This window comes from Streptomyces sp. NPDC047117 (assembly GCF_040643545.1).
GTDB lineage: Bacteria > Actinomycetota > Actinomycetes > Streptomycetales > Streptomycetaceae > Streptomyces.
This window is the reverse complement of sequence record NZ_JBEYUN010000001.1, coordinates 1-17,869: the sequence shown is the minus strand read 5'-3', so window position 1 is coordinate 17,869 and position 17,869 is coordinate 1. Positions and strand designations below refer to the sequence as shown.

22 protein-coding genes and 1 pseudogene are annotated in these 17,869 nt (G+C 69.0%); 17 read left to right on the top strand and 6 right to left on the bottom strand.

Going from position 1 to position 17,869, the window contains the following annotated elements; genetic code table 11:
- Positions 1–18: 18 nt before the first annotated feature.
- Positions 19–429, top strand: coding sequence for a peptidase inhibitor family I36 protein (locus tag ABZ840_RS00115; RefSeq protein ID WP_361550719.1), 411 nt, complete (start codon positions 19–21; stop codon positions 427–429).
- 70 nt (positions 430–499) lie between these two features.
- Positions 500–1,423 carry a hypothetical protein gene (locus ABZ840_RS00110; protein ID WP_361550716.1) on the top strand — a complete coding sequence of 308 codons (924 nt, stop codon included), beginning with the start codon at positions 500–502 and terminating at the stop codon, positions 1,421–1,423.
- A 188-nt stretch (positions 1,424–1,611) separates the two neighbouring features.
- On the opposite strand, the gene ABZ840_RS00105 is transcribed toward ABZ840_RS00110, so the two are convergent.
- Positions 1,612–2,124: a hypothetical protein gene (locus tag ABZ840_RS00105; RefSeq protein ID WP_361550713.1), complete on the bottom strand. Its 513-nt coding sequence runs from the start codon at positions 2,122–2,124 to the stop codon at positions 1,612–1,614.
- A gap of 513 nt (positions 2,125–2,637) precedes the next feature.
- Between ABZ840_RS00105 and ABZ840_RS00100 the strand changes: the two genes are divergently transcribed.
- A complete protein-coding gene (locus ABZ840_RS00100) occupies positions 2,638–3,327 on the top strand; it encodes an ADP-ribosylglycohydrolase family protein (RefSeq protein ID WP_361550710.1) in 690 nt (229 codons plus the stop codon).
- A gap of 336 nt (positions 3,328–3,663) precedes the next feature.
- On the opposite strand, the gene ABZ840_RS00095 is transcribed toward ABZ840_RS00100, so the two are convergent.
- Together ABZ840_RS00095 and ABZ840_RS00090 are read right to left on the bottom strand one after the other, a co-directional pair.
- On the bottom strand, positions 3,664–4,359 hold the full coding sequence (locus ABZ840_RS00095; RefSeq protein ID WP_361550707.1) for a hypothetical protein: 696 nt from the start codon (positions 4,357–4,359) through the stop codon (positions 3,664–3,666).
- 213 nt (positions 4,360–4,572) lie between these two features.
- On the bottom strand, positions 4,573–4,824 hold the full coding sequence (locus ABZ840_RS00090) for a hypothetical protein (protein ID WP_361550704.1): 252 nt from the start codon (positions 4,822–4,824) through the stop codon (positions 4,573–4,575).
- A gap of 263 nt (positions 4,825–5,087) precedes the next feature.
- Here ABZ840_RS00090 and ABZ840_RS00085 point away from each other — a divergent pair, with 263 nt between their 5' ends.
- The 4 genes from ABZ840_RS00085 to ABZ840_RS00070 all read left to right on the top strand — a co-directional run bounded on the left by ABZ840_RS00085 (position 5,088) and on the right by ABZ840_RS00070 (position 7,322).
- The gene (locus ABZ840_RS00085) at positions 5,088–5,519 is read left to right on the top strand and encodes a hypothetical protein (protein WP_361550701.1); all 432 of its coding nucleotides are present in this window, start codon (positions 5,088–5,090) and stop codon (positions 5,517–5,519) included.
- A gap of 341 nt (positions 5,520–5,860) precedes the next feature.
- The gene (locus tag ABZ840_RS00080) at positions 5,861–6,424 is read left to right on the top strand and encodes an integrase core domain-containing protein (protein ID WP_361550698.1); all 564 of its coding nucleotides are present in this window, start codon (positions 5,861–5,863) and stop codon (positions 6,422–6,424) included.
- A gap of 152 nt (positions 6,425–6,576) precedes the next feature.
- Positions 6,577–7,140 (top strand): dihydrofolate reductase family protein, encoded by a 564-nt coding sequence (locus ABZ840_RS00075; RefSeq protein WP_361550695.1) that lies wholly within the window; start codon positions 6,577–6,579, stop codon positions 7,138–7,140.
- Positions 7,137–7,322 (top strand): hypothetical protein, encoded by a 186-nt coding sequence (locus ABZ840_RS00070; RefSeq protein ID WP_361552428.1) that lies wholly within the window; start codon positions 7,137–7,139, stop codon positions 7,320–7,322. The genes ABZ840_RS00075 and ABZ840_RS00070 overlap by 4 nt, the downstream gene beginning before the upstream one ends.
- A 28-nt stretch (positions 7,323–7,350) precedes the next feature.
- Here ABZ840_RS00070 and ABZ840_RS00065 read toward each other — a convergent pair.
- A pseudogene (locus tag ABZ840_RS00065) lies at positions 7,351–7,540 on the bottom strand (helix-turn-helix domain-containing protein); the annotation flags it as partial.
- A gap of 711 nt (positions 7,541–8,251) precedes the next feature.
- On the opposite strand from ABZ840_RS00065, the gene ABZ840_RS00060 reads away from it, so the two are divergent.
- The 3 genes from ABZ840_RS00060 (at position 8,252) to ABZ840_RS00050 (ending at position 10,682) form a co-directional block, all read left to right on the top strand.
- Positions 8,252–8,914, top strand: a complete 663-nt coding sequence (locus tag ABZ840_RS00060) for a hypothetical protein (RefSeq protein WP_361550692.1) — start codon at positions 8,252–8,254, stop codon at positions 8,912–8,914.
- Positions 8,915–9,057: 143 nt separating this feature from the next.
- Positions 9,058–9,648: a hypothetical protein gene (locus ABZ840_RS00055; RefSeq protein ID WP_361550689.1), complete on the top strand. Its 591-nt coding sequence runs from the start codon at positions 9,058–9,060 to the stop codon at positions 9,646–9,648.
- A gap of 344 nt (positions 9,649–9,992) precedes the next feature.
- Positions 9,993–10,682 carry a hypothetical protein gene (locus ABZ840_RS00050; RefSeq protein ID WP_361550686.1) on the top strand — a complete coding sequence of 230 codons (690 nt, stop codon included), beginning with the start codon at positions 9,993–9,995 and terminating at the stop codon, positions 10,680–10,682.
- A 474-nt stretch (positions 10,683–11,156) separates the two neighbouring features.
- Here the strand turns inward: ABZ840_RS00050 and ABZ840_RS00045 are convergent, their stop codons facing one another.
- Complete coding sequence (locus tag ABZ840_RS00045; RefSeq protein ID WP_361550684.1) at positions 11,157–11,462, bottom strand: DUF1330 domain-containing protein; 306 nt, start codon at positions 11,460–11,462, stop codon at positions 11,157–11,159.
- Between the two features lie 194 nt (positions 11,463–11,656).
- Here ABZ840_RS00045 and ABZ840_RS00040 point away from each other — a divergent pair, with 194 nt between their 5' ends.
- Complete coding sequence (locus ABZ840_RS00040) at positions 11,657–12,559, top strand: LysR family transcriptional regulator (protein WP_361550681.1); 903 nt, start codon at positions 11,657–11,659, stop codon at positions 12,557–12,559.
- A gap of 699 nt (positions 12,560–13,258) precedes the next feature.
- On the opposite strand, the gene ABZ840_RS00035 is transcribed toward ABZ840_RS00040, so the two are convergent.
- Complete coding sequence (locus tag ABZ840_RS00035; protein ID WP_361550678.1) at positions 13,259–13,870, bottom strand: hypothetical protein; 612 nt, start codon at positions 13,868–13,870, stop codon at positions 13,259–13,261.
- A gap of 485 nt (positions 13,871–14,355) precedes the next feature.
- On the opposite strand from ABZ840_RS00035, the gene ABZ840_RS00030 reads away from it, so the two are divergent.
- The 6 genes from ABZ840_RS00030 to ABZ840_RS00005 all read left to right on the top strand — a co-directional run.
- The gene (locus ABZ840_RS00030; RefSeq protein ID WP_361550675.1) at positions 14,356–14,643 is read left to right on the top strand and encodes a DUF6087 family protein; all 288 of its coding nucleotides are present in this window, start codon (positions 14,356–14,358) and stop codon (positions 14,641–14,643) included.
- Between the two features lie 77 nt (positions 14,644–14,720).
- A complete protein-coding gene (locus tag ABZ840_RS00025) occupies positions 14,721–15,092 on the top strand; it encodes a DUF6247 family protein (RefSeq protein WP_361550672.1) in 372 nt (123 codons plus the stop codon).
- Between the two features lie 30 nt (positions 15,093–15,122).
- Positions 15,123–15,302 (top strand): hypothetical protein, encoded by a 180-nt coding sequence (locus ABZ840_RS00020; protein ID WP_361550669.1) that lies wholly within the window; start codon positions 15,123–15,125, stop codon positions 15,300–15,302.
- A 95-nt stretch (positions 15,303–15,397) separates the two neighbouring features.
- Complete coding sequence (locus ABZ840_RS00015) at positions 15,398–15,727, top strand: hypothetical protein (protein WP_361550666.1); 330 nt, start codon at positions 15,398–15,400, stop codon at positions 15,725–15,727.
- On the top strand, positions 15,675–16,289 hold the full coding sequence (locus ABZ840_RS00010) for a PIN domain-containing protein (RefSeq protein ID WP_361550663.1): 615 nt from the start codon (positions 15,675–15,677) through the stop codon (positions 16,287–16,289). Before ABZ840_RS00015 ends, ABZ840_RS00010 begins: the two co-directional genes overlap by 53 nt.
- Positions 16,290–16,890: 601 nt before the next feature.
- Positions 16,891–17,869 (top strand): AAA family ATPase (locus ABZ840_RS00005; protein ID WP_361550660.1); only part of this gene is annotated, 979 nt, incomplete at its 3' end.

Sequence of the window (17,869 nt, the reverse complement as noted above, 5' to 3'; positions counted from 1 at the left end):
AGACGTAAGGACCCAGTTATGAAGCGCAAGACCGCCACCGCGATCGGCATCGCCGCCCTGTGCGCCGGTGGCCTGCTCACGCCGGCCGCCACCGCCGTCGCCGCGGTCCCCACCGCCCCGACCGCCGCCACCGCCCCCGCGCCGCTTGCGGCCGCGAAGTTCACCCTCTACCGACACGATGACTTCAAGGGCGGCCACTGCTCGGTCACCAAGAGCGACAAGGACCTGCGGAACAACGACTGGATCGGCGCCAAGAACTCCTGCAACAACGGCGCCAGCTCCATGAAGAACAAGACCGGGCACGAGGTCGTCCTCTACGACGGCAAGGGCTACACCGGCCGTACCTACTACGCCAAGCCGCACTCCGAGGACCGCGACCTGACCAACAACGGGTTCGACAACAAGGCCAGCGCCATCCGGTTCCGCTAGCAGCACCGCTCGTACGGGCCGCCGCCGACGCACCGCCGGCGGCCCGTACGGCCACCGTCTGGAAGAAGCCATGCCCCTCCCACACACCCGCCGCCCGGCACTCGCCCTCCCCCTTCTGCTGGCGGGAGCCTGCGCGCTGCCGGCCGCTCCTGCGCCAAGCCACGAGGGCCGGCCGCCTCCCGCGCCCACGCAGCAGGTCCGCCGTCTGGTGCTCCCCTTCGACGCTTACCAGCTCTCCCTCGCCGAGTACTACACCCTCTCCGCCGCCCGGGACCGGCTGATCCGCACCTGCCTGGGACGCCTCGGCGGCGAATGGCCCGTGATCGACCGCCCTGCCAAGGCGGTGGAGTGGAAGAACCGCCGCCGCTACGGCGTCATCGAAACCGCCGTAGCCGCCCGCTTCGGCTACCACGCTCCCCAGAACGTCCTGAGTCCCTACCCGGCGGTGGTCCAGCGCGAGGAGCAACGCGAGGCGGCCCTGTCCCCCCAGGCACGCAAGGCGGCCCTTGACTCACATCACGGATGCGCGCTCACCGCGGACCGCCAACTCCTGCGCGGCACGGACGCCGACGAGCGAAAACTTGACACCCTGGACGCCACCGCCTTCAAACAGTCCCGGTCGGCCCCCTCGGTGAAGAAGGCCCAACAGGCTTGGCGCACCTGCATGCGCGAGGAGCACCACCCCTACACCAGCCCGGAAGCAGCCTTGAACGACGCCCGCTGGTGGAAGGAAGACGCCGCAGCCGGCTCCTCGGAGGAGAAAGCTGACACCTCAGCCGGCGCCTCGGACGAGGAGATCGCCACGGCCAAGGCCGACGTCCGCTGCAAGCAGCGCACCGATTTCGCCCAGACCTGGTTCACTGCGGAGAAGACCCTGCAGGAGAAGGCCCTCCGTCAGCACGCCCACTACTTCAGCGCTCTGAAAACCGCCAAGCTCCGCCAACTGCGGACCGCACGTGCTGTCTTGAATGCTGGGGGAGACGGGGGCAGGTAGGACCGCTGCCTGCTAGAGGCAGGAGGGGACGCATGGTGCCGCGCGGCCAGGCAGCCCGACTACTGGGTCACCGGATCATGGCGTGCGGTCCCGCTGGATGTATGCGGTACCTCGCCCTGGATGCCGGGGCGAGGTACCGCACGCACACCTGCGCACACGTCACGTCGTGGCGTAGGAGCGGTTGCGCATCACTGCTGGGGGAGTTCGGTGACGTACTTGTCGGAGCTGCCCCAGCCAGTGGTGGGGAAGTCGCTCTGCTTGACCTGTACTTCGTTGCCGACCTTGGTCAGGACGAAGCGCTTGGCGAAGATGACTTCGTCTGCGCAGGGACCGCCCAGGGCCTGATGCGGGGGGCCGCACTGCTTGAGCTTCATGGTGAGGTCGATGACCCGCTCGTTGCCGGTGGTGCTGATGTGCCTCAGCTCCCCGTAGATGTCCTTGTTGAACAGGGTCCCCTCGAACGACAACTCCTTCGCTGCCTCGGTGATGTTCCAGGCGGAGGGGGCTTGATCGGGGCAGGCGGCGATGCGTACCGAGTACTTCGCGAAGGCCGGGTCGTCGGGGTCCACCTGCTGGTTGACCCACTTGCTCTTGATGTAGAAGTCCTTGGTCTCCGGCTGCACGCAGGCCCCCGGAGCGGCGGATGCGGCCGGAGCCGTGGCAAGGGTTCCCGCGGCCAGGCCGGTCAGAGCTGTGGTCACTACGGCAGCGGACCGCAGTCGTGCAATGCGCATGAAATCCCCCAGGACAGAAGTGTTCCCGCACCGGATGTGGGTGGGGCGGATGTGTCACTTGAGTCTTTCCCAGCCCCGCTGTGAGGGAGAAGAGAGAACTGATGCGAACCACCAGGTGATTGATAACCGGAAATGTATGGCGCCGGCGGCCCCACTCCTCAACCGCGCCCGCAGTCTCCCGCCGCAACAGCGCCTCCAGTGCGTCCTGCGTACGGAAATCCGATGCCGGTGGGTGTCGCAAGCGTGGGGGACTCGGGAGCGAAGTGAACCTGGGCCCGCCTGGTGCCGGGGCGCTCGGTGGCCAGGCCGAGCTGACCGTCGCGCTGGTCCCTCACGTCACCGTGACAGCGAAAGAGGACCATTACCGCGGCCTCTCTGGCAGGAGGCGCCACATCCGCCGCAGGGACATTGCCACGGTGCTCTACGCCCCGTTCCTCGACACCGGCCACACCCAGCACGCGGACTGACTGGTGCTGCTCGATGATCACGACAGCCGCTGCTCGGGCTCACCAGCCACTACGTCTGGCCGACGGAAGACATCAAGCAGGTGTGCGAGGCTGTAGGCGGTCCCACCGCCCATATGCCCGACGCGCGGGCTTCCGCCAGCGGGCCGCAGGCAACGGTGCCCTGATGCGGGCGACTACTGCGGCCGTCTGCTTCGCGGGGGCGGGGCAGCAGGCGACCATGGATGCCGCCCGCCGCATCGCCGCCCTCACCCACGGGGACCGCGCAGCTTGGGAAGGCACCGCCGTCTTCCACGAACTTGTCCGTGTCGCACTGGACGGCGCCGACCCCCTGGCCGCCCTGCCCGCGGTGGTCGGGCTCGTCGACCCCGACCACCGTCGACGGTACGCGGTCGTGCTGGCGGCCGACTGGCACCCCGCTGACGCCACCGAGTTCAACGGTGCCGTCTGGCCGTGCCTGGGCTCCGCCGTCTGGGCACTGCGGACGACGACCGGCTATGAGGAAGCCGTGCGCGCGGCGATCGATCTCGGTGGCGACACGGACACCGTCGCCGCGGTCACCGGCGGCCTTGCGGGCGCCTGTTACGGGGCCGGGGCGATTCCCGACCGCTGGACCGAACCCCTGCACGTGCCGCTGCCGGGTTTCGGCGAGCGGGTCCTGCGGCTGCCGGAGCTGCTTGGACTGGCTCACCGGCTCGACAGCTGACCGACCGGGCCGAAAGTCAGTCGGACAGGGCTTCTTCCGCCAACCGCCCGCAAGATTTGAATGCCCGCGTCGGTGACGGGCGCCGACCGGGAGACACTGAATGACAGGTTGCGTACGAGGTTGGCCCACGTCCCGACACCAACACACCGACCACCACTCGTATGTGCCGTAGGCGTGTCGGGGCCCCGGGAGGACGAGACCGCTGGGCGCCACAGCGACATCGACTGCCAGTCTCTCTGACGTGAGCACTGCGGGGCTGCCTGAATGATGCTGTTCGGGCACGCCCGATTACACAGCCCAGCCGGGCATCGTCTTGTCGATGCACCGGGGGAGTGGCTAGGGAGTGCCCCCGGTGTACGCGTTGTCCCACCGATTCATGCGTACGCAGCCACAAGTGCCGGCCGCGATGATCAGGGCGGCCAGGCCGACGATGACCCCTGCGTAGGAGCCGGAGGGCATCTCATCCGCCGGGCCGGCCGCGCCCTTGGGGTCATACAGCACGGTCAGGTCATCGCCCGGCTCAACGACTTCCGCATCACAGCCGTCGCTCTCTCCCAGCAGCGGGGTGATGTCCTGGCCGTTGCTGGTGCGCAGGGTGCACTTGTCGCTCTTGCGGTCCTCGACCTTGACCACGACGGCCTTGGTCCAGCGACCGCGTTCCTGCAGCGCCCATTCCTCGCCTGCCCCGTAGGTGAGGAACGCGAGCCCGACCGCGGCGATGAGGACGATGATGAGTTCCCAGGCCACCTTCCGCTTCTTCCGCGGGACACGTCGCAGCCAGAAGACCGGAACCAAAAGGAGCGCCATGGGGATCAGCAGCACGGAGAGCAAGAAACCCATGAAGCTCAGCACGCCCGGCAGAGGCACCACCGGCCCGAGCCACATCATGGTCACCGAGATCGCCACGCACGCGCTGTTGAACACGAGCCAGTGCACCGGGCCGGTACGGCGTCGGGGCGGAACCTGCCCGGACAGCTGAGCCGCTCGCTTGGCTCCTGCCGCGAGCCCGTGACCGTTCGCATCCCCCGCCATGCTCTTCCTCTCCATCTCTCATCGTCCGTGGACGAACGAGCGTACGGGGCAGGGGGCCCGCACTCAGCAGCGAGGTCTCCTCCGGCGCTCGGGCTGGGGTCTGTCCCAGGAGCCACATGAGGACCTGCAGCCCTGCCATGGTCCCCAGACCGTAATCGGCGATCCTGGGCCCGCCCCGCGGCACGAAGAGTCCGATGAGCGTGGCCACCGCGGTCAACGGCACCCCACCCAGCCCAACACGATCACGGCGTGCACGAACCGGGAGTTGCCGATCCCGCCCGAGCAGCTGTCGCACGACAGGGCGAGCAGCGAACCAAGGACCGCCACGAGGAATGCGGCAGACACCATCACAAGCGCGAGGAACGCCCGCCGAACCCACTCGGCTGTTACGCCCCAACGCGAGCCGGAGGGTCCGTAGTCGACCAGGTGGGAAGCGGGCTCGAAGGTGGCAAAGATCTTTCCCATACGCGGACGCTGAGGTACACATTCACTGCCTGGTACCCCGCGAAGCGCGCCGCGCGCGTCTGGTACCTGTGCTCGTATTCAGGTCGTGCCGCTCCGGAACGTTCGTTGTACGGGCCAGGCCACTGCCGCTGCCACCCACCAGCATGTGCCCGCCCGGCACCCGTGACGGTCGGCCCGGTTGCTGAGTTGGCGACGTGATCGCCTTTAGGGCAACGTTTGCGAGGCCATTCGGCTCTCGTCGTCTTATGCAAGGAGAACAAGGCGTGGCGTACATACCGCCGAGCATGCTGTCCGAGGGCCAGGTGCGGTTCATGATGGGCTGGGGGGTGCTGGTGTGTCTCCCGTCCGGTGTCGGGCTCATGGTCAGCCAGCCGCTCAGTGGTTTCACCGTCCTGGGGGCCGGCTTCTTCGCGGCAGGAGTGTGGTTCGTGCGGATGTGGTGGCCGCCGCTGTCGCCGCTGACGCAGTCCACGGGGCGCAGCCGCCGACTGGAGCTGATCGGCGCGGTCCTGGCCGCGGTGAGCGCCGTGCTGCTGGGACTGGGCGCATGGCTGTACTTCAACACCTCGCCCGGCCATGGCTGGAGCATCGCCGTCGGCAGCGCAGGGATCGCATGCCTGCTCGGCCGCTTCGCAGTGGGCATTCAGCGACTCCTGCTGCACCGCCGCGTCGAAGTGAAGCCGGTACGCACATGACGCGGAACAAAGCCGTGCTCGAACGCCCGGCAGAAGACCGAGCAGACCAGCCGGCCGAGAGCACTCCCGCTGGGCATCGTGGGCTGCGCCCGGCTAAATCGGCGGACGGCCGACTGAACCTACGTCCCCTGCGGAGCTCGCTCGGACCAGCGGGCCACGGCGGTGAACGCCCGCGAGGCGAGGGCCAAAGCGCAGGCCACGGTCCAGCCGAGGGCGCCGGCGCCGAGGAGGGCGTAGTCGGTCAGCAGAGCGACGGGGAGGGCGAGGAGGGCCTAGCCCAAGGAATCTTCCTTGCGTTGAATGGTTCGGGGTTCTTCGGGACTCTGACGCTCACGCGCGCCATGGAGAAGAGCGAGAAGTTCACGCAGTGGATTTTGGACTCCAGAGATCCAGCTAATACTGAGGACAGCGCGCATACCGTCATCCTGGCGCTCGTGGACGCGCAGAACAACGCGGTCGAGAGGCTGCAGCTCGACGGCGCGCGTGCCGCAAGTTGGAGTGATCCGGACCTGTTGTCAGGTGACTCCGGTGAGACGGAGGAGACGCTGAACTCACCTATGTCACCTGCACCCCGGTGTGACCCTCGCTGGACGTATGGTCGTGTGGCCTCGCGCCTCCCGGCGTCCGGTCGCGGGCCGCTCGCCGGACGCCGGATCGATCATGCACACCGATCACGGAGCCCAGTACACCAGCCGAGTCTTCACCGAAGCCAGCAGGCCAGCAGGTCAGCAGGCGTCCAGCAAAGCATGAGCGCGGTCGGATCCAGCGCGGACAACGCGCTGGCTGAGTCTTTCAACGCCACCTTTAAGCGCGAGACCCTGCAAGGGCGAGAGAGCCGGCCCAACGAGCGCGAGGCCCGTCTCGACACCTTCCGATGGCTCCACCGCTACAACACCCAACGCTGACACTCCCGCCTCGGACAACGATCACCGATCGCCTTCGAGAACGCCCTCCACCACACACCCACTACGCCCACACCAGCCGCATAACCCGTGTCCGGGATTCGGGGGCAGGGCCCGTCTAGACTTCCGAGACCGACTGACGGAAGGCTGGCGCTGTGCGGAGATTGCTCTACGGCATGAACCTGTCCCTGGACGGCTATATCGCCGCGCCCGGCGACGACCTCAGCTGGAGCGAGCCGAGCGACGAGCTGTTCCAGTGGTGGCTCGACGAGGAGCGGGCGATCAGCCTGTTGCTGTATGGGCGCAAGCTGTGGGAGACCATGAGCGCCTACTGGCCGACCGGCGACCAGCAGCCGGGCGCCACACCGGCGCAGATCGAGTTCGCGCGGAACTGGCGGGACACACCGAAGGTGGTGTTCTCCTCGACGGTCGACAAGGTCGACTGGAACACTCGCCTGGTCACCGGCGACGCGGTCGAGGAGATCACTCGGCTCAAGGCCGAGGACGGTGGGCCGATGAGGGTCGGTGGTGCAACGCTCGCCGGGGCGGCGATGCGGGCCGGGCTGATCGACGAGTACGCGATCGTCACCCATCCGGTCCTGGTGGGTAACGGCACACCGTTCTTCACCGCGCTGGACAGCTGGGTGAACCTGAACCTGGTGGAGACACGCACGTTTCCCGGCGGCGTGGTCCTGACCAGGTACGAGACGAGGCGTTGAACGCGCTGGTCGAGCGGTGGGACAGCGACGACGACCAGCGACGGATCGGGTCACGTCCCCAGTCCCTCGGCGAGCAGTTCGCGGATGAACAGCCGCTGCGGGTATCGGAGCGGGTGTGGACGCTGCTGCGGGTCACGCTGTACGCGGTCGCCCGTGAGGGCGCAGTGCGGGGACTGGTCTGAGTCGGATCCGGAGGGGCGTTCCCTCGCGCGCCTGCTCGGCCTCGGACAGGACCTGATGATCACCCGTACGCCGGCCCCGCGGACGGGACAGCAGCGCGTCCCGGCCACCCGCCTGCCACTTCGCCCACCACTTGTCCCCGGCCCAGACCGACGTCTTGAACAGGGCGAGCAACTTCTGACCGGACCCGGCCCTGCACCAGCGCGGATATCGCTGGCAAACGCACAGCTTCTTGCGCGTCCGGTGACCAGGTCCGCGCATCTCCCACCAGATCACTCACACGCCGTCAGCGAGCGCGAACACAAAGCGTTTCGGATCAGTACAACCCGTCCCTGCGCGCAGATGCCCCCTCCGCGGACCGCAGCGAACGAATACGTGCACGCTGCCAGCAATCCGCAGTGACCTCACCCCGCAGACATCGAGCCATTGCACGACCTCTAATCGACACCCAGTCAGTTAGCTCGGTGGCTGACCGCTGTGCCACAAGACCGAGGTAGCCCTGCCGCCCTGCCGCCCTGACCTGGTGCTACGGATGGTAAGTATGGGGCCTTCGTTCTATGGGGAAGCCGGTGCTCGGCCTCATCATCCTGCTCTTTCCTTGCGGCCGTCCTCGCGGTAATCGGCTGGGTCAACCCGGAGCGGCGGCTCAGCTGCACGCAGGACGGCGACACCTCCAACTTGGGGCGAGGTTACGTCTGGGTCTTGGCCGCGATCGCGGTCTATGTGGCCTGCTCGCTGATGCAGGTGCTCCAGGGCCCCACGGTTGCGCCACGTCAAGAGGGAGCCGCAGGGCAGCCTCGTTCCGTGTGCGGGGCCGGCACGGTGCCCACCCCCAGTTCCAGGCCCAAGTGGTGTGCACGAGCCGGACCTGGCCGACCGGCCGTGCGCCCGGACTCGCCCCGGCCACCTTCGACACGTCAAGGAGTACCTGATGACCACCGCGGACAACCGCACCGATGTCGAGGCGGTTCGCAGGCGGAACCGTGGCATCTACCGGAAGCAACTCACCGAGCCGAAAACCGGTCAGCAGGGCGGGGTGCCGATCCCGCTCTTTCTCACTGTCATGGCCGGCCCGGTCGTTGTCCTCCTCGGCACGGCCTCCGTCTTTCGTCCGCGCATTGCGGCCAATCTCGGCTTTGTCGCTGCTCTGGCGCTGGGCATCCTCATCCTGCTGTCGCCCTGCTTTCTGGTGCCACGCTGGCGCCAACGCCGCGCCATGCGCGCGGGAGCCCGCGCCGCAGCGCCCGCTCTTCCCGCTGGAGCCGCCCCTTACGCGGTGGGCTTCGGTCTGTTCGAGGACGCCGCCCACGACACGGACACCGAACCCACCACCTGGGACCGCAACCCCGTCCGGTTCGGCGCGGCGGCGCTCACCGCCTCGGCCCTTCATCTTCGCGGCCCAAATGGCACAGCCCTGGACATCGCTCTGACCGACATCCTCGGTGCGGTGCACACCGTTCCTGCGCCGTGGCTGGACGATGGCTCCTTGGACGTGCATCTGCACACCGGGGAGGCGATCGAGCTCTGCGCACCCCGGCACAAGGACCTGGCGACCGATCTGAATTCTGCGGGCGTAAGGGTGATCCGGGGATAGCGCCCCGACTGCCGACCGGTCGAATGCCGTTTTCTGGCCGGAGTGCGACAAAGCGCAGGTCACCGCGGTGGATCGTGGTGATCGTCGACGGGATATCTGGTTATGATCATGCCAACTGATCGTTATCAACGGGGAGATCGAACATGCTGAACCGGAAGACTTCGTGGCTGCGTGCGGCCGCGCCCGTGGCTGTTCTGGCGCTGGCACTGACCGCTTGCGGTGGGGGCGGCAAGGGTGAGGCCAAGGGCAGCACCAGCAAGCTGCAGGAGGACAAGCCCGCGAGCAGGGAGATGGCGACCGGCGAGAGCGCCACCAGCTCGTTCAAGGAGGACGACGGCAAGATCACGTACGACGTCCTGGCGCAGAAGGTGGACGTGGGCACCGAGGCGGACACCAAGAAGATGGTCGATGATCCGGCCAAGGCCAAGGGGTTCGTCCCCGCGGTGGCGCATGTGAAGTACACGAACAAGGGCGGCGGCGTCGTGGCCTCCTACCCCAGCGTCGGGGACAACGCCGAGATCTACGCCGACGGCCGGCGCGGCACCATTCTGATCGGCGCCGCGGACGACGCGCCGGGCTGTGAGTCGGACACCGACATCGAGAACTGGAAGAAGGGCGCCAGCCACGTGCTGTGCGAGACCTACATGGTCCCCAAGGGCACGAAGGAACTGGCCGTGCACTGGTCGGCCGAGGACGACGGCGAGCCTTACATTTGGACGTTCAAGACCTCCTGACAACCTCCTGACCTCTCACCGCTGCCCGCGCCGGCCACGCCTCGGTGGCCGGCCGGTGCAGGCGATCGGGTGCGGTCTGCGGCGGATCACGCCCCGGGAGGGGAGCCTGGGGCAGATCCGCCGGAGGCGACCGTCATCCCGGGTCCCGGGAGTGCATCGGGCAGCGTGCTTCACCTCGCCACGGCGTGGGCCTCTGGCGCTTCCTTGCCGGCCCGTTCCGTCCCTGGGTGGCGTCTGGCCCTGGCTCTGTGACGGAGATCGGGCTGTACCTCCTCTATCCGGGACGTACGGGGGAGGTGTTCCTAGAGGGTGACGTGGGTGCCGCAGTGGGGCACAGTGACGTCATGCTGGCAGACCTGGGTGCCATCGTTGGCGCCGTCATCGCCCTGGGCGCACTGCTCGTGAGCTACCGCGCCCACCGGCACCAGGTGCGGCGCGCGGAGCAGCTGGACGGCCGGGAGCGGGAAGTCGAGGCGCGTGAGCGCCGCGCGGAGGAGCGCGCCAAGGCGGCGGAACGGCAGGAGACGCTGGCTCAGGCCGCGATGGTGCATCTGTCTGTCGCCCCAGTTGCTTCCTCTCTGCACCCTGACTGGATCACGCCCCAGGTGACGGTCGCGAATTTGAGCAGCCAACCGATCCGCGAGCTGCTTGTGTGCATAGCGGAAATCCCGGTGAGCGACGAGTGCGGTGATGTTTCCTCAGGGCAGACACGTCGCATCTCGCTCCCCTCCACAGCCAGCCGCTCCACCTTGGACATGCTGCAGCTGGCCGTGCGCATCGAATTCACCGACGCCGCTGGCCTCCGTTGGCGCAAGCACAGCGACGGGGGACTGCAGGAGGGGCAGCCGGCCGCAGATGGAGACTGGACTTGGGGGGCCCGCGAGAGCCCTCCTGTCGCCAACGCTCACCCCGACATCGTCGATCACCTGCTACCGGGCCCCCGATACCGCCGCGCAGGCCGCGCGAAGCTGCCTGTGTTCCTGCTTGTGGTCTGTCTGGTGGCAGCGGGCACGGTGTTGTTGCTGATGCTGTAGACGGTGGCAGGAGGTACCGGTCTGCTATCCGTGTCCCACGGGGACGGTAGGGGCTTCGTGCCCCTGCGGGCGGGTCCGGTCGGCACGGGTTCGCCGGCGAGCATCCCCCCATGTCTCGGCGGGATCCGGTGAATCCGGGCGGAGGATTTCGCGCTGCCCGCGCTGGTGAGGTACCGCCCGACTGCCGCGATGGACGCGGACGGAGGGGCGGGCAGGGGCACCACCCGAGCGGGCGGCAGTCGAAGCGGGTTGATCGGTCGCCATGGGGGCCTCCCCGCCGCGTCCCGGATTCGGCGTTTTCGTTGTGGGATGGCGCATTGTGCGGGATCTCTCGGGGGCCTGTCGGGCAGGTCCGGGGGCTGTTCGACGGTGTGCGGTGTGTGACGCCATGCCTGGGCTTTTGGGTGAGGGTGGTGCCTGTGGTGTGGCTGGGCGGCCGGCTTGCGGATGCTCAGCGATGGCTGGCCCCGCCGGTCAGTCGACGCCTTCGATGATGCGGAAGTCGCGCTCGAGGCCGTCGGGGAGGGCCGCCAGCGCCTTCTGGTATGTCTGGCTCTCGTATGCCGCGACGGCCTGTTCAAAGCTGTCGAATTCGATCAGTACGACGCGTTGTGTGATTCCGGCCTCGTGGGCGACGACTCGGCCGCCGCGGGAGGGGAGGCGGGACAGGACGCGCCCGCCCCCGGCCTGGACAGCCGGGCCGGCCAGTTGGTCGTAGGAAGTCAGCCGCTCAGGGTCGGAATTGGCGGGGTAGACACTGACCCAGTAGCCCTTGGCCATGGAGACCTCCTGTGTTCGGCCGGACGCGTCCGGCTTCGCATTGACACTGACACTTGGACCGACCGGTCCCGGTGACGGGCACGGCGGTCGGTTGGATCGTCGTATGCGCAGGTTAGGGCTTGTTCTGCGGGCGGGGGAAAGACCGGTACGGGATAGAATCAGAACGGATCGTTATCAATCGGCAGGGAGGGCATGTGGCGCCGGATACGGTGAGCCTGCGGTACTTCCTGGTGCTGGCACAGGAGTTGAACTTCACCCGCGCGGCCGCACGGATCGGTATCGCACAGCCCGCACTCAGCGCCCGGATGCGCCGCTTGGAGGCGGAACTCGGTACGGCCCTGCTTGTCCGCAACACGCGTAGCGTCGTATTGACCACGGCCGGTGTGGCGTTGGCGGAGTCCGCGCCGCCCGCGCTGGCGGCGCTGGACCGGGCATGGGACACTGCCCGGAGCGCGGCGGCCGGTGAACTGGGCAGGCTGCGCATCGGATACAGCCTCAGCACCGGGGCCGAGACGGTACCGGCCCTGGTGGACAGGCTGATGCGTGGCAACAGCGGACTCGAGGTCGGCGCGGTCCCGATGGCGACACCGGAGATCTCCCCCGCGGTCGCCGACGGCCGCATCGATGCCGGGATCACCCGCGGTGAACAGCCGGGCGGTGGCGTGCGCCGGTTCCTGCTGCGGCGTGCGCGCATCGGGGTCCAGCTGGCGCAGCACCATCCGCTGGCCGAACACCCTGAGATCGAGATCGCCGACGCGGCTGCGTATCCGCTGCGACTCCCGGACCGTGCGGCCAACCCCGTGATCCACGATCAGCTGTCCGCACTGTTCCGAGACACCCGGCCACATCCCCGGTTCCGCACGCCCGCAGTCTCTTTCGACCTGTCGCAGCGCGACCTGCGCGACGGGGTCACCCTCGCCCCGGCCGGAGAAGCCGCGGCCACGGCACAACCGGCCGGTCTCACCTGGCGACCGCTGCGAGGCGCGCCCCGCCTGACGATCCACCTGGTCCTGCCACGCGAGCCGTCGCCGCTGCACCGCCGCATCCGTGCCGTCGCCCAAACCCTGGCGCACGAGCTGCACTGGCTGCCGGACTGACGCGCACGAGGTCAAGCGCGACAGGACGTCCGTGGTGGCGAGGCCGAAGACCTTGCGTCCGGCGGACTTCGCGGTGATGGCGACGGCGGTCTTGCGGAACGTCCAACACGGCCTCGCTACGCCGGCGGATCAGCATCCGGTGATGGCCCGGGGCCGGTCCGAGTCGTACACCGCGGCGACGTCCTCGCCCACCCCGAGATCTCGGCGGATCCCGCGCCGTCGCCGACGCCGAACCGGACAGGCACGGGTAACCGGCGGGAACGCCTGCCGTCAACGGCTTCCATGACGTCGGTCGGGCGTGAGGCGTGGGGCCGCTGGTTCCGGTCGGTGCCGTGCAGTCCCCCGGGGGAGGCTGGTGCGCCTCCGGTTTGCCTGCTGCAGCCAGGCCTGGGGTGGGGTGGGTGGCGTGCGGTGGAGGCCTGGGCGGCGGGTATTCGAAGGCGTGTCCGCGCCCTCACGTCTTGGAAAGGAAGGCGGCTGTGGGAGTGTGGTGAGGATTCGTTGGGTCGCTGACGTCAGGGCTGGTGGTGTGTCACACCGCTTGGGCCGGGCGCGACTTCCTGATGGAACCGGACGTGCAGCTCCTTGGGGACTTCCCGCAGTCGCGGTGGCATTACGGGTCCGGGCTTCACCGGCGCCCCCGCCCCGGGCCGTGCCTCGCCCCCCCCGGGATGCTGGGGCACGGCCCGCGGGGTGTGGTCAGGAGGTGGGGAGGATGGACCGTGTCGGGCCGCCGGCGGGGCAGGTCCAGCCGGCAACGCCGTTCACGGTGCGGGCTACGGCCGGATGGCCGTGGCTGTGGTTGGGGCAGGGTGGGTGGGGTGCGCCGCCGGTCTCCTCCAGTACCGCGTCCTGGAGTTGGTCGGCCAGCAAGGTCAAGGCCTCGGCCTCATCCATCGCCTCCTGGAAGTGGACACCAACGGCAGAGCCGTCGGCGAAAGCGAGCGTCACCAGCAACCCGACGCCCTCACCGCCGCAACCGGCGCCGCCCGCAACGCCGGTGCGGTCGTCGTCCGGGGCGAGGGACAGCGTAGAGCGGAACTCCTCCAGCGTCCCGGCCTTCTCCAGCGCCCAGGCCTTCTCCACCGCCCCGGCATCGTCTGCTGCGCCCGCACACGTCCCTGCCCCTGCCCCTGCCCCAGTGCCGGTGCCGGTGCCGGGGCAGGTGTCGGTGTGGGTGTGGGTGGTGAATCCCGGGCCGGTGACGGTGAGGGTGTGCCCGGCCGGCGCATTGAGCTGGGCGAGGATGGTTTTGGCCCATTCGTGGAGGAGGTGGTGGGTGAGAGGCATGGCGTTCTTCTTCGTCCTCATGTTGCTGTCCAGGCCAGGGTGCCGGCACCGGAACCGGTCGGCGCTCCCCCGTGCTCGGGGCGACAGTCGTCGGGCAGCGTACGCAGACTGTCATGGAGCGCACCGCCGCCGCGATGGCGGAGCTCAGGCGCACCGCCTCAGTGTGCCCGCACAGCCCCGGCCGGCTGCGGGCCGGCGCAGCTCGCGGAGGCGTCCACGCCCTTGCTCTCTTACCGATATCGACTACATCGACATGCGATTCAAGTAATTACGGCTCTTTCCGATAAGGGAAAAGGCGGTTGAGTGTGTCTCATAAAGCGTGCGTCCCGGCGTTGGAGCTGCCGGGGACGCGCGCTTTCTACACCTATCACGCCCGTGGCCGCGCCCTATGGCGCGAGCCAGGCTTGGCGCCGCCCCCAGCCGGCGGGACACTGCTCGGCATGGGGCGGGAAGATGCCGGACACAACGGCGCACTCACCGAAGAGGAACGTGATGCCATCGGCGGAATGTCCATCCAAGACCTGGCGGCGACCAGGACCAGGACGGCGACGATGAGTGAGGGGGGCGACGCGCGCTTCGGCCGACGCCTGCTGCAGCGCACCTACCAACTCGGGCGCATGCGCGCCCGCACCCTCATCCCCGGCCCGCCCCGCGCAACCCACCTCGACCCCGATGCGCCGCGCGCAGTCCTGCGGTGGGACGGGCAGCACTGGAAGCTGGTCGCCATCGTCGACACCCTCGCCGCAGCCCAAGCCCTGATGCGCCCTGACAAACCCGGCCCCGAACCCTGGTAGTCCAAGGCGCCGAGAACCCTCCCCGGCCCCACCGCGGCCGCGTACCGTGGCTGGTGGGGACCCATCCGGAGGACACCATGAGCGCACAGCCACAGCACGCGCCTGCCCCGACGCCTGCCCCGACGCCGGTCCCGGCGCCCGCACCCGCGGCCGCCGCCGAGCTGCTCGCGCACATCCGCGCCGACCGCCGCGCCGACCGCTGGGTGCCGGCGTTCGAGCGGGACTGGGCCGGCGCACTGGAGGACTCCCGGCACAGCTACAGCCTCACCCCGCTGCACGACGTCGTCCGCACCTGGCCGGCCCGCCGCAAAGCCGCCCCGGCCGTCGACGCCTTCCTCGCCTCCGGCACGGACGACTCCGACGGCGTCCCCTTCGAATTCGACGAGGACGCCGGGCCCCGCCGGTGCGCAACGCCGGGCCGGCCCGGCTCTCCCCCAGGCCCAGGCTGAACGTGACAGCCTGCCCGACATGCTCGCGTAATGCTCCGTGACGTCCTGGAGCTCGCCTCCCGCGGCCCCCGGGGCCGGCCTGCCTGGGACCGCAGCGACCCCGAGGGCGAAGATCTGCGCGGCGCCGCGATCGGCCGGCTGACCGTCACCTACTGGATTAACCGGCCTGTCGGCCGCCTGTACGTCATCGACATCACCTGGCTCGGCTGACCCACCCCGATACCGCACACAGCCGCCTGGGAAGACGCGCCGTAGCCGCTCGACACAGAGGCCGCGATGTCAGTGGGGCGGGCCATCATCAGTGGATGCCGCAGAAGAAGCCCTTGCCGCCGTCGTACGTCCAGCGCCTCATCGAGGAGCTGGACGCGTGGGAGAGCGACTACGTCGCCGTGCTGAATGATTCCGAGATCCAATACGTGAACCCAAACGGGCCGTACGACTCTGTCTACACCGTCGGTGCCGCGGACCGGGGCTGGCGTCCAAGCTCTCCGGCACTGGAAGTCCGCCGGATGGAGCTGCTGCGGCGCCTGCGGGACTGGGCGCCGCGCTTCTGCCTGCTGTTCCCGCACCCGACCCGAGACGATGGAGAAGCTCGGAGACGCCCTGGAGCACCTGGAGCGTTGGCTGGTTCGTAAAGGCATCTGGAGCGACCACTCCATCCCACGGCAGATTCCGCAGGCCGTGAAGCAGTTGCAGGCGTCGGCGCAGAGCCTGCGACAACTGACCGAGCTGCTGCCTACCGACCCCTGGCCGGTGCGCCTGGGCGTCGACACCAACGCCCTGATCGACAATCCGGACCTCGCCCTCTCCACCGACCAGGTCGGGCCCCGCTCCGTGGCGCACTTGCTGCCGGTGGTGCTGCGCGAGTTGGACGACCACAAGCGCGCCGGGCGAAATGAGGCGCTGCGCGAGGCCGCTGAGAAGGCCGATCGTCGCCTGAAAGGACTGCGCAGCAACGGCGACGTCACCCGCGGCGTAAAGGTAGCCGGCGACGTCCACGTCGTCTTCGAGCACATCGAACCCAAGTCCGATGCTTTGCCTGACTGGCTGGACCTGGCCGTGCCGGACGACCGCTTCGTCGCCTCCACTTTGCTGCTGCAGTCCCAACACCCCGGGTCTGCGTGGTTCGTCGCCACCAGCGACATCAACCTGCAGACCAGGCTGGCCGCAGTGGCCGTGCCGTTTATCGAGCCGTAGCCCAAGTCGGAGCCCCAGCTAGCAGCGCCTGAGTACGCCAAAGACTGAGTACGCCAAAGACGCGGCGAGCAGGACCTGAGTGACATCTTCGAACCGGCGCGGCTGCCGTTGACGTGACCCGCGCGGTGGCCCGCTGGGACGGCCGGCTGGGCCCACAGAGGCCTGTGGCCCCACCCAGCGCCTGGATAACCCATCTCCTGAGTGAGTGCCAGAGGGGGCAGCCGTTGTCCATCAACGCGACCGCGCAGGACGTTGCCGGGCAGTGACCGTGGGGACGGCCGTTGAGGAATGGAGATTTCGGCAGCGCCTGACCCTCCACGCGGCCGCGCGGCCTCAGAATGCCGCGCGGAGCGGCAGCTGGCATCCCCCATACGGACGAAACGCCCCGCCCCCTGGCGTATCCATCGGGGCATCAAGCGTTGCTGAAGACACATCATCCGATCCATTGGGGTCCGTGTGGTGGTCCTTCCGGGCATTTTCCGTCACCGGTTACGGAGCGTGGCATGTGGGTGAAGGCTGGTCTCCAGCATCCGCAGTGAGTGCAGAGTGAGTGCAGGTCGAGCCGGGAGGTCAGTTCGTTTTGGCGGAGGAGGAGCGGCGGGTGGGGAATCTGACGGAGCCGCGGACGGAGATGGTCGATCGCCGGGCGGAGGCGGCGGAGATCGGCCGGATGTTCGAGGGTGCCCCGGGTGCGGCGCCGGCGCGGCTGGTGACGTTGACCGGGGTCGGCGGGGTGGGGAAGACCCGGGTGGCGGTGGATGCCGCCGCTGCGCTTCAGTCCCGTTTCCGGGACGGGGTGTGGCTGGTGGAGCTCTCGCCGCTGCGCGAGGGCGCGCTGCTGGCGCACGTCATCGCCGAAGCCCTGCCGCTGGCGGATCAGACCACCCGCCCGATGATCGATGTGGTGGCGGAGTATCTGGCCGAGCGGGACCTGCTGCTGGTGCTGGACACCTGCGAGCACCTGACCGATGCCTGCGCGTTCGCCGCCGAGGTGCTGCTGAGGGCGGCGCCGGGCTTGCGGATCCTGGCCACCAGCCGCCGCACCCTGGACGTGGTGGGCGAACGGGTGCTCACGGTCGAGCCGCTTCCGGTGCCCGAGGCCGACGATGCGCGGGCGGGCACGGCGGACGCGGTGGTCCTGCTGACTCTGCGCGCCACGGAGGCGGTGCCCGGTTTCACGGTCACCGATGCCGACCGCGCGGAGCTGGTCCGGCTGTGCCGGCGGCTGGACGGACTGCCCCTGGCGATCGAACTGGCCGCGGCCCGCCTGCGCGATCTGCCGGTACGGGAACTGACCGCCCGGCTGGAGGACCGCTTCGCCGTCCTGGGCGACACCGACGATGTCGCCACCGACGCCGAACCCCCCTGGCACCAGGCCCTGCGCACCGCGATCGGCTGGAGCCACCAGCTGTGCACTCCCGCCGAGCGGCTGCTGTGGGCCCGGCTGTCGGTCTTCGCCGGCAGCTTCGACGCCGAGACCGCCCGGCAGGTCTGCGCCGATGCCCACCTCCCGGCCCGGCAGATCCCGGCCGTGCTGGGCACACTGCGGGAGAAGTCGATCCTCATCTGGCAGCCCACCG

Excerpts from the sequence above, each read along its gene's own strand:
- ABZ840_RS00115 (WP_361550719.1), top strand. The coding sequence starts at position 19 with ATGAAGCGCAAGACCGCCACCGCGATCGGCATCGCCGCCCTGTGCGCC.
- ABZ840_RS00110 (WP_361550716.1), top strand. The coding sequence starts at position 500 with ATGCCCCTCCCACACACCCGCCGCCCGGCACTCGCCCTCCCCCTTCTG.
- ABZ840_RS00100 (WP_361550710.1), top strand. The coding sequence starts at position 2,638 with ATGATCACGACAGCCGCTGCTCGGGCTCACCAGCCACTACGTCTGGCC.
- ABZ840_RS00095 (WP_361550707.1), bottom strand. The coding sequence starts at position 4,359 with ATGGCGGGGGATGCGAACGGTCACGGGCTCGCGGCAGGAGCCAAGCGA.
- ABZ840_RS00090 (WP_361550704.1), bottom strand. The coding sequence starts at position 4,824 with ATGGGAAAGATCTTTGCCACCTTCGAGCCCGCTTCCCACCTGGTCGAC.
- ABZ840_RS00080 (WP_361550698.1), top strand. The coding sequence starts at position 5,861 with ATGGAGAAGAGCGAGAAGTTCACGCAGTGGATTTTGGACTCCAGAGAT.
- ABZ840_RS00060 (WP_361550692.1), top strand. The coding sequence starts at position 8,252 with ATGACCACCGCGGACAACCGCACCGATGTCGAGGCGGTTCGCAGGCGG.
- ABZ840_RS00055 (WP_361550689.1), top strand. The coding sequence starts at position 9,058 with ATGCTGAACCGGAAGACTTCGTGGCTGCGTGCGGCCGCGCCCGTGGCT.
- ABZ840_RS00050 (WP_361550686.1), top strand. The coding sequence starts at position 9,993 with ATGCTGGCAGACCTGGGTGCCATCGTTGGCGCCGTCATCGCCCTGGGC.
- ABZ840_RS00045 (WP_361550684.1), bottom strand. The coding sequence starts at position 11,462 with ATGGCCAAGGGCTACTGGGTCAGTGTCTACCCCGCCAATTCCGACCCT.
- ABZ840_RS00035 (WP_361550678.1), bottom strand. The coding sequence starts at position 13,870 with ATGAGGACGAAGAAGAACGCCATGCCTCTCACCCACCACCTCCTCCAC.
- ABZ840_RS00030 (WP_361550675.1), top strand. The coding sequence starts at position 14,356 with ATGTCCATCCAAGACCTGGCGGCGACCAGGACCAGGACGGCGACGATG.
- ABZ840_RS00025 (WP_361550672.1), top strand. The coding sequence starts at position 14,721 with ATGAGCGCACAGCCACAGCACGCGCCTGCCCCGACGCCTGCCCCGACG.
- ABZ840_RS00020 (WP_361550669.1), top strand. The coding sequence starts at position 15,123 with ATGCTCCGTGACGTCCTGGAGCTCGCCTCCCGCGGCCCCCGGGGCCGG.
- ABZ840_RS00015 (WP_361550666.1), top strand. The coding sequence starts at position 15,398 with ATGCCGCAGAAGAAGCCCTTGCCGCCGTCGTACGTCCAGCGCCTCATC.
- ABZ840_RS00010 (WP_361550663.1), top strand. The coding sequence starts at position 15,675 with ATGGAGAAGCTCGGAGACGCCCTGGAGCACCTGGAGCGTTGGCTGGTT.